At 48.7% G+C, this 11,808-nt stretch carries 8 protein-coding genes and 1 pseudogene; 5 read left to right on the top strand and 4 right to left on the bottom strand.

What is annotated here, in order from left to right; genetic code table 11:
- From JJU34_RS12695 to JJU34_RS12685, 3 genes and pseudogenes are all read left to right on the top strand, one after another.
- Positions 1-283 (top strand): annotated as a pseudogene (locus JJU34_RS12695) (ABC transporter ATP-binding protein); the annotation flags it as partial.
- Positions 284-347: 64 nt separating this feature from the next.
- On the top strand, positions 348-1,127 hold the full coding sequence (locus JJU34_RS12690; protein WP_228692749.1) for an alpha/beta hydrolase: 780 nt from the start codon (positions 348-350) through the stop codon (positions 1,125-1,127).
- A gap of 11 nt (positions 1,128-1,138) precedes the next feature.
- Complete coding sequence (locus JJU34_RS12685; protein WP_228692748.1) at positions 1,139-1,948, top strand: alpha/beta hydrolase; 810 nt, start codon at positions 1,139-1,141, stop codon at positions 1,946-1,948.
- 368 nt (positions 1,949-2,316) lie between these two features.
- On the opposite strand, the gene JJU34_RS12680 is transcribed toward JJU34_RS12685, so the two are convergent.
- Genes JJU34_RS12680 through JJU34_RS12665 form a run of 4 tightly spaced genes read right to left on the bottom strand, consistent with a single transcriptional unit; the run spans position 2,317 to position 9,579 of the window.
- Positions 2,317-2,667 (bottom strand): high-potential iron-sulfur protein, encoded by a 351-nt coding sequence (locus JJU34_RS12680; RefSeq protein ID WP_228692747.1) that lies wholly within the window; start codon positions 2,665-2,667, stop codon positions 2,317-2,319.
- Positions 2,668-2,680: 13 nt separating this feature from the next.
- Entirely contained in the window at positions 2,681-4,774 is a 2,094-nt protein-coding gene (locus JJU34_RS12675) for a PVC-type heme-binding CxxCH protein (protein ID WP_228692746.1), read from the bottom strand.
- 45 nt (positions 4,775-4,819) lie between these two features.
- Entirely contained in the window at positions 4,820-7,219 is a 2,400-nt protein-coding gene (locus JJU34_RS12670) for an alpha/beta fold hydrolase (protein ID WP_228692745.1), read from the bottom strand.
- A gap of 2 nt (positions 7,220-7,221) precedes the next feature.
- Positions 7,222-9,579, bottom strand: a complete 2,358-nt coding sequence (locus tag JJU34_RS12665) for an alpha/beta fold hydrolase (protein WP_228692744.1) — start codon at positions 9,577-9,579, stop codon at positions 7,222-7,224.
- A gap of 183 nt (positions 9,580-9,762) precedes the next feature.
- On the opposite strand from JJU34_RS12665, the gene JJU34_RS12660 reads away from it, so the two are divergent.
- Both JJU34_RS12660 and JJU34_RS12655 read left to right on the top strand, forming a co-directional pair.
- Entirely contained in the window at positions 9,763-11,172 is a 1,410-nt protein-coding gene (locus JJU34_RS12660; protein ID WP_228692743.1) for a sugar porter family MFS transporter, read from the top strand.
- On the top strand, positions 11,173-11,745 hold the full coding sequence (locus JJU34_RS12655; protein WP_228692742.1) for a CPBP family intramembrane glutamic endopeptidase: 573 nt from the start codon (positions 11,173-11,175) through the stop codon (positions 11,743-11,745).
- Positions 11,746-11,808: the final 63 nt, after the last annotated feature.

Below are 11,808 nucleotides of genomic sequence, written 5' to 3'. Positions count from 1 at the left end.
AGTGAATACCATACAGGAATGGCTAGATGCCTGTAAGGAGTTTAAAGCAGACCCTGCCGCTATCCAATGCCCCAGCCTTTTAATGGTAGGTGAGGATGAATTGGCTTATTGGGCAACTAAGGGATTTATAGAAGATGCTTTGCAAAAAATCAATAATCCAAAGGTGGATTTGGTGATTGGAAAAGCAGAATTGGGTGCTTCCGGAAAGAACATGCTGCCCAATCTTACCTTTATCCGGCATACGGTTTATGATTGGCTGGATGAAGTTTTTCAAAAAAAATAACGCTGCGCGAAGTACCCCTGAAGTCCAGCGAAGTGTTTTACACATTAAATAACCTCTGTTGTGAATGACGAATACGATCAATCTAGAATATTCCATTGCAGGACCCGATCATGGGGAAGCAATCCTTTTAGTGCATGGGGCAGGTGCGAGTATCCTCCAATTTCAGCAACAGCGAGCATTTTTCTCAGATAGGTATAGGGTAGTATTGGTATCCTTGAGAGGACATGGAGATTCTCCAAAACCCTCACCGAACACTACCCGGAAATACGCCTTGACCCTATTGGCAGCAGATATTATCCAATTGATTGAAGACCTTCAGTTGGACCGGATACATTATGTTGGTAATTCTGCAGGTGGTGTGCTGGGCTATCTGGTGGTCAGTAAAGTGCCTGAAAAATTCTTGAGCCTAACCACTTTTGGTACTACTGGGCAGATGGAATTTCCAAAATTCCTTGCCCCAGTATTTAGGGGGATTGACGCTTTCATGCTCCGCTTTTTTAAAAATTGGTACCTGAAATTGATGGTTTCCCATACGGTCACCCATGAGGCCTCCAAGGATATTTTTTTCCAAATGTTTGAAAAGGCGGTACCTGCCATTCCTCATTTCAGGTACAATTTGGTAAATTATGATTTCACTCGGTTTATAGCGCAGTGCCCTGTTCCCTATACCTTGATCAAATGTGAATTTGACAAAGGAATCAATAGAATGTTGGCATCCACCCTGCATGCCATTCAATCCAATCAATTGGCAAAAGTGGTGGATTTAAAAGGAGTAGGACATGTGGCTAACCTAGACGATCCTGCGGCTTTCAATGATTGCCTAAGGGACATCTTGAAAAACTAAATTGATTTAACATGAAGAAAGGAATCATTTCATGCGCTTACGGAGATATCTATTATGAACTTTCAGGAATAGACTCTGGTCCTACTTTGGTATTTATTCATGGAGTAGGGATGGACCGTTTGACTTTCCAAGAACAGCTTGCATCATTGAAGTCGCATTACAGGATCTTGGTTTGGGATTTACCGGGCCATGGTGCTTCCTCGTTGGAAAACTACCACAAGCGCTTCACCGAATTGTCTGCAGAATGTTTGAATGAGCTACTGGAGACACTGCAAATTACCCAAGTAGTTTTGATTGGGCAATCTCTGGGAAGTATGGTGGCCCAGTATTTTCAGTTGAAACATCCTGATAAAGTGTTGGCCCTGATCCATGCCCCCGGAATAGAACTGAAATCCCATGTAGGGAAATGGGCAAAACCGCTTGTTCCCATTTTTATCTTTTTGATGGGCTTGATGCCGGAGAAAATGTTCTGCAGCTCTTTTGGGAAACACAGGGCTGTAAAGAAGGAAGTACAGGAATATTTAGCCAGAAGTATTGGTAAAATCGGTAAGAAGTTAGCATTGCAAATCACCGCTGACATGTGCTACGATTTGATAGATTCTTCGCCCCAACCCACCAAAGTTCCGCTCTTGATGCTTTATGGGAAAAGAGACTTGGACTTTATCAAAAACGCGTCCAAAGCTTGGTGTAAAAAGGAATCATCTAGTCAATGTGTAGAAATCCCCAATGCCAACCATATCGCCAATCAGGATAATCCTGAGGCTTTCAACCGAGTCCTGCATAAGTTTTTGGATGAGACCTGCCAGGTTTTTAAAACCTGACAGGTATTCCGTTCTATCCATAAAAAATATCTATTGTTATCCAATATCAATCACTATCTGAAATCCCCCAGCATCCATGAACCTAAAAATGTTTTATCTCGGACTTAGTTTATTTTTCCCTGGGCTTTTGGGCATCTTGTCCATGGTTAGTATAGAATGTATTGGGATACCAAGTTGGAAAAACTAGACCATAAAACGATTCCGCTTTGGGTTTTTGTGAAAAGATTATAAAACGTAACAGATATCGATTTAGCTTGCGTAAGCATATTCTCTTTTTTCGTGCTGGTTTCTACAAAAAAGAGGATCCCCAAAACAGGGGATCCCATGAAATGTGTTTTGGCGCCAAAAGCCAAGTGTTGGATGTATTGTTAGCCATGATCCACGCGTGGCGCCCAGTACGTGCAATATGCCTCCGGCTTTACGGGACCTTTAAAGAGCTGACAGCCCCCGCATTTTCGGGTCTCGGTTGGGGGCAGATAGAGCTGACAGTTGTCGCAGTTATTGTCCGATATGGGAGTTTTTTCTACATACCCTAGTTGACTCCGTTTGCTGACCTCCTCTTCGGGCAGCCCGTTTAGATCTGTGCAGTCGGTAATAGAAGCGAGGTCGTATTCTTTGGAAGACTCGGAAGACCCTCCCGAACAGGCCGCAATCAACGGAAGTACAACCCACGCACTGCCGCGCTGAATCAGGTTTTTAAGGACTTTTCTTCTGTGCATGGTGTGAAGGGATCTACAGGTTGCTGGTAATCAGTTTAAACAAAACAGCAGGTTCCTCGGTATTTTCTGCCAACGCATCCAGAAAGGCTTTCAGTTCTGGCTTGGTTTCCTCGTGCTTTTTCAACCCTCTGGAAAGGCCATCTAGTCCTGCCTTTTGCCAAGCATCCTCAGACTGGGTCAAATACTGCGTAAAGGCCTCCAACGATTTTTTCTCTCCGTTTGAACCCAGTATGTGGGCCGTTTCCCGGATCACCTCCTCTTTCCAGGTGTCCTCCGAATTTCTAAAACCGGATGTTTCGAATAGAGCTGTTACGAACGCGGGCTCGGTCACCCCTTTCGCACTCAGGATGGCAGTTCTGAACCAACGGTTTTCTCCTTGCTTTGCGAGGTGCAGGGCCAGGGTTTCCAGGCTTTTTTTATCTGTGAAATTGCCTGTACTCAATAGTGCCTGAAGCGCTACAGTTGCATTTTCATGGGAGCTAAGTGCCAGCGTAGTAGCTCTAAATTGGGGGAACCGCTCGGCAAGTTGCAGTCCGTGGCGTTGTACTTCCGGATGGGAATGGGTTAACAGGGCTTCTACGTGCGCGGCTGTCAAGAGACCCCAAGCCTCCAGCACGTAGGCAGCATGTAGGCGCGTTTGGGGAGTTTCGTGGTTTTGTACGATTTCGTCTAAGCTGGTTTGGTTTTCCGGTGCCCCTTTTTCCAACAGCAGTCGCTGGGCATTGGATCGATACCAGCCGTTTGGATGGGCCAGTAGCTCAATGAGTTGGCTGGTGCTTGCTTTGCTTAGGTCAACGGTACTGGCACGTCGTTCCGAGTCATTTTTGGATCTTATGCGATAAATTCTGCCGTGATGCTCTCCGTACATGAAATCCATATCGGCCTTTAGGTCGTCTGGGATGGATACGGGAGTTTCAATGTGCTGTCTGTAAAAATCCAATACATACAGGTAGCCGTCCGGTCCTATCGTAAAACTTGTTGGCCTAAACCAAGGGTCGGTGGAGGCTAAAAATTCCCGGGCTTTTTCCTCCGGTGCACGTTGGGCGGTAAAAACCGCATCGTTCGGGCTTTTTACCAACACATCCCGGTGAATGAGGTTTCCGGCAACATCACCTGTAAAAATATTTCCTTGAAAGGCTTCTGGGAAAGCATCACCATTGTAAACCGTACCTCCCGAAGCGCCGGTAAAGTACTTTTCAGCATGCTCTACCCGATCTAAGTTTTGTTCTTGGTATTGGATATTACGCCGCCTGGTTCTTTCGGCACGCCAATAGGGTGGCGGTGTCTGCTGAAACATCTCAAAATCGTGATCGGAAATATTGAGGTTTACATTCATCGAGGAAAGGTGGCCGTGGCGTTCCAAATACCTTCTGGGTATCACTGCCTGCTGGAGGTGAAGGGTGTTTTGGGTGAAAAACTTGTTGTTCCAGTCATCCAATGTGTGCCCAAACTGGGCAGTACCACTTTCCAATTCAAATTCATCGGTATCTAGTCGAAAACGAAAATCGGCACCGCGCATAGTTAGCTGTCCCGCTTCAGGTTTACGTAGGTAGCTGACATCCCCTGGTTGTCCGTTATTGGCGGCATAGATCCAATTGTCCAAGCCAAAACGCAGGTTGGTAATCTGTGCTTCCGAGTTGTTTTCAAAAAAACCCTCAAAGAGAACTTCCTTGACGTCTGCCTTTTCGTCGCCGTTGGTGTCTTTCAGGTAATAGATGTGTGGCGCTGAGGTGACGATCAGGCCTCCTTTCCAAGGGAGCATAGAAGTAGCATCAGGCAGGCCGTCAGCAAAAATCACTGACTCATCTACCACACCGTCTCCGTTGGTGTCTTTTAATAAACGTATCCGTCCCCGGCCTTTGCCTTCCTCCGGCTTGTAGGGATAGTCGGGCATTTCTACAACGTAAATGCCGCCTTTTTCGTCAAAGACCATTTCCACGGGGTCCCAAACATGCGGTTCTGCAGCAAAGAGTTCTACTACAAAATCTTCGTGCAGGTCAAAGGTGGCCATGGATGCCTCTGGACTCAGTGCATCGGCATATTTTTGGTCCTGACAGGAGACGATTAGGATCGCCGGCAGGATGAAGAGGAGGTTTTTAATGTTCATTTTATCGGTTAGTTGCATGGTTGGTTGATTTAAGGCGGTGTAGTACTAGGGAATGGAGGCGTTAATCGGCTTGAAGTTTAATTGCAGGTCCATAAACCGGTAAGCGGCGTGCCGCACTTCCAGCGGAAAATCATGACCTACATCTGGAAAGTGTACCTCGAGGTTTTCCGAAACCCCAAGGTACCTAAATACGGGTTCGATTTCGCCAAGTGCGTGCTTCACCCCATTTACATCGAAATTACCATCTCCGGTAGGGGAGTTGGAAAAAAACGCCCGTGGAGCCAATACAGAGATGATATCCGTGAAGTCAAAAGGAAGTCGCTTATCGGGCATGTATTCCCGTATTTTGGGCATATAGCGGTCCTGGGCCCAAGGTCCCAGGCGACCTCCGTACCGTTTTGCAGCTTCTTCGCCAATGTCATAGTAGTCGAAGGGTGTCCAACCACAACTGCTGACAACGACTTGGATCCGCTCATCAAAGGCGCCGACAAATAGCGCATTGTGGCCGCCCAGTGAATGTCCGATGACACCGATGCGGCTTCTATCTACCTCCGGCAAGGTCTGCAGAAAGTCTATTCCTCGCATATGATTCCAAATGGCCAGCATGGTAGCAGACTCAAATCCGTCTGTTTGGAAATTATGGTCTTTTAAGTCTCCAAAGCTTGGGTAATCCGGGGCCAAAACCACATAGCCCCGAGCAGCCAGTTCCCTTGCTACCGCACGGTTTTCCATCGGGGTTTGCCCGTCCACGATTTTCTTACCGGGATCTCCGGTGCTATGTAGGGCCAGTATGGCGGGAGTTCCGAGTGGCCTGGTTTCTTTCGGAAGATACAGAAATGCCGGTACCCAAAAACCGCTGTGGGCTTCATAAGAGATAGAGTACCTGGTAAATTGATCCGTGGAAAGCGTATCTGAATAAGCTACCTGGGGAATTTCTTCCCGTTCCCTAGAAGGAAGTGGTCCCATGATTTTTTCCATGTTTCGCAATACCTCTTGCCGTCTTTCCTGCCATTCTGCTAGATTGGTAATCCCCTCTCTGTCCGATGCTTTTTGAGCAATCGCCGGCACACCATCCATTTTAACAGGTGTATGATCTAATAAATTGTTAACTGCTTTTCGCACAATTGGTTCAGCCTCCGCGGTAGTCGGGCTGGTAGAGATTTCATAGCCCCCCTCGTCGTAAGCTGCCGCGGTACCTATATAGAAGGGTCCATAGTCTGCATAGGCGGCCATATGCACCCGCAGGTTGGGTTTGTAGCGTTTAGCATTCAATTGGTATTCCACAAATAACTCACCAGGCAAAAGCAGTACCCGGGCATCTCCCAAATACAGGCAGGCAATGGGGTTGGAGTATCCCGATTCCATTCGGTCTTTCCAAGCCAGCTTTTGCAGATAGTTTGTCCGCCATCGCATGTCTTTTTCATGCATTTCCGCTCGTATTTGGGCCACTGATGCGGCAATGGGCAGCTGTACGTTTTCCACTTTCCAGTCTACTTCGTCAGCCGATAGGGGTGTTTTCCGGGTGTTTTCCCAAGCTGTTTTCATGCCGGATGCCAACCTTTGGGCGAGGATCAGTCGGTTTTCTTTGGACCCATCGTTGTATTTTCCGGCAGTTACGTTGGCCCCTGCACCATTGAAATGTACGTGAAGGGCATCGGGTACTTCCAGTTCCCGAAGGTACCTGGCCAAGCCGGGGAAGTCCGGGTTGGCAATCTTTGTCAGGTAGTAGCTTTGAGGGTGTACGGCATAGAAGCTCAAGACTGCAACGGGTGTGTCGTCTTTCCAAAAACTAAGCAGACTGACTACGGGATCTATGACTCCCTCGGGATAGGCCCGGATTGCGGGGTCTTTGGTAGCAGAAGTTCGCGAGTGCAACGCCTTGCCATCCGGTCCGATGATGCGGCGGTTGGAGGCTACCTCCCGTACCGTGGCTTCACCCTGTCCGATGTGGGTGATGGGAACGGCCTGGGCTAAGGATTTACGTACGGTTGTGGCTAATTGGTGTCCGAAGGCTCGTTGGAACGTACTCTCATAGGATAGCGGATCTATGCCTGCGGCCTTAAGTATTCGCTCTGCAGAGAAGTCGCTAATTGGTGCGTCGTGTTGGTGCACGGTATGAACCGACACGCGTGACGGTATCGTACCCGCTGCTTCGGCAATAACGGACTTGAAAAAATCTTGGCTTTCATTGGCTATGCCTATCCAATCGATGGAGCAAAGCACGATGGGAAGGCCTGAACCAGAAAGCACAATACCCCGGGCGCGCAGCCCCAATTCGCCGGCCTTTTCCATCTGATCATAGGCCAAGTAGGACCCTACTGGAGGAGTTGCGTCCATGTCGAAGGTGGCCAATCTTAGCTGGGTTGTTTGGGCCCTTGCCGCGTAGGGAGCAGCCAAACCAACCAAGCAGGTGAACAGAGCGACGAGGCACGTTTTAGTTTTCATAGTCAGGGGGTCAGTTGCTGGAAGACCCAGTCTACCAGTTCTTTTTGTTGCGCAGGGGTAAATTGGCCGAAAGCCTTCGGTGTTTTTTGGTTGATACGAGCGGTGCCATGCAATCCATATATGCGGTTGGCAAGGGAAATACTATGGGTAGCGGCCTTTAGATCTGCATGTCGGTCCATCTCCGGCGTGAAGAGCAGTAACGGCTTCGGTGCGATTGCCGCCAGAATTTCCGGAAAGTCAACAGGTAAGCGTTTTTCATTATCCAGAAAGTAGCCCAGCCTCGGAATCAGCCCATATAAATGGGAATAGGCCCGAATGCCCTCGTACCCTTGGGATGAAGTATATATTCTCCAGGGGGTGAAGGCCGAGGCGGCAGCTACGCCTGCAACGCGGTCGTCCATCGCCGCGGTCAACAGACTGATGGTCCCACCTAGGCTGTATCCTCCCAAGTATATGCTATTTTCGTCGATAAGTTCGATTTGCTGAAGGGCGTCTAGGGCTGCGCGGGTGTCGGCTACCATTTTCCCCATCTTGGACCAACCGGGGTAGCGTTCGTAGAAGTCCGTTCCCTCTTCGATACGGCTACCGTAACCTAGCTGATCAAAGACCATCACCGCGATGCCTTTATCCAGAAAATCTGATATCAAGGGATTTAGTAACCGGTCAAAACCGGTATTGATAAATTTGTGAGACCAGATGATTACGGGAAATTTTCCGCCTTTCGGCTGCCGTATTTTTCCGTCTTGATCGGCGGGAAAGTACAGGGCTGCATACTGGTAGTCACCCATGGCACGATAGGGAGCGATGTTTCTTCGTACCCCGTTTCTGGGGTTAGGCCGTTGGATCAACTGATCCATGTAATCTTCGCGCTCGCTTAATTCGGTAATCTTTGCCGGACCAATGCCCGCAGGCGTTTTCCCAAGCAATAGGTCCAGCCCTTCCCTAATTTGTGCCCTGCGGCCTATCCATTCCGATCGAGAGGACAGGCCTGAGAGAAGGGGTGGATTGGCAGGATCTAACTCAGGAAAATCCATGGGATTGATCGGTGCCGACTGCTCGGCTGACCAGCTTTCAAAGTCGTAAGGATAGTAGTTCTGATTGATCCACGTTTTGTCCGAACGCCCAAATTGGATATCTAACCAATCAACATAGGATTCCAAGTCCCTTGCGGCAACCCCATGTCCGCCGTCCCGAAAGCGAAGGCCAACACGATCCGAAGATCCCAGAAAGGCATAGACACGTTTTACGGAATGAAAATTTTGCTCAATAGCCCATGGATCTCCGCCACCGCCCTCCCGAATGGAGGAACTGAGCAACAGCGCATTGGGAGCGATCAGGGCCATCAGGGAATTTTGGTCTATGGGGAGTTTGTGTTCACGTCCATTGTAAAAGCGTAACCTGGGGTGGAACCACTGGGGACGGATGGAATTTAGGTAATCCAGCGACTCGTTTTCATGCCGTTCGTCGGTATATCTATAGGGAATCTCCCCACCTGTGCCTCCGCTGCTGCTGATGATGGCCGTGAAGCGGGGGTCAAAGGCTCCGGCAAGGAGGGAGAGCTTGCCGTTTCTCGAATGCCCTGTCAAGGCGATTTTTGCCTTATCTACTTCCGCCAGTGTATACAGATAATCCACCGCTCTGGAGGCGCCCCATGCCCTGGTCATCAGTGCGGTCCAATCGTACCCCGGGTATACTTCTTGGTACAAGATCGTATCGTCGAATTCATCCGCCCCCGCATAGATCACTCCCATATATCCCCTTCTTACAGCGATCTGGGCCCAGCCGCGGTGGTTCCATTGCGTGATAAATACCGGAAAGGGACCTTCTCCGGGAGGAGTGAACACCTCCAAGTTTAGCTTGGCATCCGGATGTGCTCCAAATCGAAGCTCAATCCGCTGTACGAGTACCTCGTTTTCCAGTCGCTCTTCCAATATATTACTCGTCATATTTTTTGGTGGATCGGGAAAGGTGCCGGCAAACAGTTCCTTGACTTTTTCCTTCATCCAGTCCCGCTGATTATACCACTGGGACAAGTTGGTGATGGGAAGGGACTGCTCTCCTTCGTTCCAAACCAAGGGGTCTGGCAACAACGGGATAGAGGGCATTCGGTCGAAGTTTGGCGGTAGCTCTCCAGTTCGAGACTGCCAAGCGTCCCACGTACTGTCCTGTGCGCTTAGGCGAACGAACGAAGCAAAGACATCCCTGGGTCGCTGGGCTGGAGTGGGGTGGGGCCGGTTTTGTTCCAAAAGCTCTTGCAGGTAGCCTTTCCTTTTTTGGAGCTCACCTTCCTGGCCAAGAACGGACCATGGGAAGGCCATGGTGATCACCCACAGGAAACATACCGGAAATACGTGACGCATACGGCCTCTCATCGGATTTGATAGCTGTTTGAAACTTGTCGAGTGGTCTAAATTTAAGCCAAAACTTGCTTATCCTAGCAGCAATGTCTAAATTTTGTGATGAATGGGCGCTTTTAGCGTGTAGGTACACGGAATCGCCGTAACTTTTGCCTATTTTGCCTCGAAAAATAATACCTGAATCCGTTGAAAACCATACATCCTTCATTTCTCTACCTCGTTTTTTTGTCCGCCGTGGCTGCATTGGGCGGCTTTCTATTTGGATACGATACCGCCGTTATTTCGGGTACCATTACGCAGGTTTCCCGTCAATTTGAATTGGACGTGCTCCAGCAGGGATGGTACGTGGGATGTGCTTTGGTCGGGTCCATTGCGGGGGTTTCTGTGGCGGGGTGGCTGAGTGACCGTTTTGGGAGAAAGAAAGTAATGTTTTTAGCTGCACTTCTCTTTACGGCTTCGGCGGTGGGTTGTGCAATCGCTGCCGGTTTTGGCCAACTGGTGGTTTTCCGAATCATTGGAGGTGCCGGTATTGGGATGGTTTCCATCATATCACCCATGTACATTTCCGAAATGGCAGTTTCCGCATATCGAGGCAGTTTGGTATCCCTGTATCAACTGGCAATTACAGTGGGTTTTTTAGGGGCCTATTTGGTGAATTTTCAGTTGCAGGCATTCTCCACCCAACTTTGCAACCAATCTCCTGAATGGGTACAGTGGGTATTTCGTGACGAGGTTTGGCGGGGTATGTTAGGCATGGAATTTATCCCGGCCACGATATTTTTTATCCTGATATTCTTCATTCCAGAAAGCCCACGATGGCTGCTTGTCCACAGGCAGGAGGCAGCGGCCAGGGTAATATTTGGCAAGATCTACCGGGATACCCAGCAAATTCAGTGGAGAATAGAGGAAGTGTATGCAAATATAGCCCGTGTTTCTGATTCGGGTTGGAGGTCGTTGTGGCAGCCCGAACTGCGGAGGCCGGTGCTTATAGGGGTTGCTATTGCCCTATTGGGACAGTTCATGGGGGTAAATGCCGTTCTGTATTACGGCCCCACCATCTTCGAGCAAAGTGGTCTTTCCTCCGGGGATGCCTTATTTTATCAGGTTTGGGTAGGTCTCGTGAATGTGCTGACCACCGTATTGGCACTTTTTATTATTGACCGTGTAGGTCGCAAGAGTCTGGTGTATTTTGGCGTGACCGGGATGATCGTTACACTGCTAGCGATCGGTGGTTACTTTTGGCAAGGGGAGGCACTGGGAGTAGGCGTCATTTGGCTGCTTGTGTTGTTTATTTTGTATATCTTTTTCACTGCGATTTCTATTTCAGCGGTCATTTTTGTTTTGCTCTCTGAAATGTACCCTAACCGCGTCAGAGGGATCGCCATGTCGGTTGCCGGGCTCTCCCTATGGGTAGGAACATACCTGATTGGACAGTTGACGCCCTGGTTTTTGGAAAACCTAAGCCCTTCGGGTACCTTCTTTTTGTTTGCATTGATGTGTTTGCCCTATATGTTTATTATTTGGAAAATGATCCCGGAGACGGCAGGAAAGTCCCTTGAAGAAATAGAACAGTATTGGCTGGAAAGGAAATCGTAGATGCGGGTTAGTCTATTTTGGTTGGGGTTGTTAACGCTGTTGGTATTTGGACTTTTGGGGATACTGGTTATCGTCTTTCTCCAGGATGCTGAACCATGGGCGGTGCTAACGCGTGGACGGCCAGTGGGAGAGCAGTTTTTTTGGGGTATAGGGGTTGGTTTGGCATCATCGACGCTTGCGTTGCTGTTAATTTCAGCGCCATTTTTCACCAAAGAGAGGCACTATTATCGCAGACTTATTGAATCTTTCCAATGGACACCCGCGTCTATTCTGCTGGTGTCCATGTGTGCGGGAGTGGGAGAGGAGTTATTCTTTCGGGCGGGTTTACAGCCTTTGCTGGGTATTTGGTGGACATCCCTGATTTTTGTGGCACTTCATGGCTACCTGAATCCAACCAATTGGCGTATTTCTGTGTATGGGGCGCTGATGGTAGGGGTTATTGCAGGGTTTGGTTTCTTGTTTGAAGGAATAGGCTTTTGGGCCGTGGCTATAGCCCATACGGTCTTTGATTGGGTGTTGATATCGAAGCTAACTGGAAGTTTTCCTAGGCTATGGAGTAGAGATGTTTCCTGATCCTTCAGACCAAAAAACATTTTAGATTATTTGAAAAGCGAATACTTTATAATTATATTAAAG

It is taken from the genome of Lunatimonas sp. (genome assembly GCF_020832325.1).
Lineage (GTDB): Bacteria > Bacteroidota > Bacteroidia > Cytophagales > Cyclobacteriaceae > Lunatimonas.
Note: the sequence above shows the minus strand (reverse complement) of the source record. Positions and strands in the feature narration are given on the sequence as shown.

Coding starts and splice junctions, on each gene's coding strand:
- JJU34_RS12665 (WP_228692744.1), bottom strand. CDS start 9,579: ATGCGTCACGTATTTCCGGTATGTTTCCTGTGGGTGATCACCATGGCC.
- JJU34_RS12670 (WP_228692745.1), bottom strand. CDS start 7,219: ATGAAAACTAAAACGTGCCTCGTCGCTCTGTTCACCTGCTTGGTTGGT.
- JJU34_RS12680 (WP_228692747.1), bottom strand. CDS start 2,667: ATGCACAGAAGAAAAGTCCTTAAAAACCTGATTCAGCGCGGCAGTGCG.
- JJU34_RS12685 (WP_228692748.1), top strand. CDS start 1,139: ATGAAGAAAGGAATCATTTCATGCGCTTACGGAGATATCTATTATGAA.
- JJU34_RS12690 (WP_228692749.1), top strand. CDS start 348: ATGACGAATACGATCAATCTAGAATATTCCATTGCAGGACCCGATCAT.
- JJU34_RS12675 (WP_228692746.1), bottom strand. CDS start 4,774: ATGAACATTAAAAACCTCCTCTTCATCCTGCCGGCGATCCTAATCGTC.
- JJU34_RS12655 (WP_228692742.1), top strand. CDS start 11,173: ATGCGGGTTAGTCTATTTTGGTTGGGGTTGTTAACGCTGTTGGTATTT.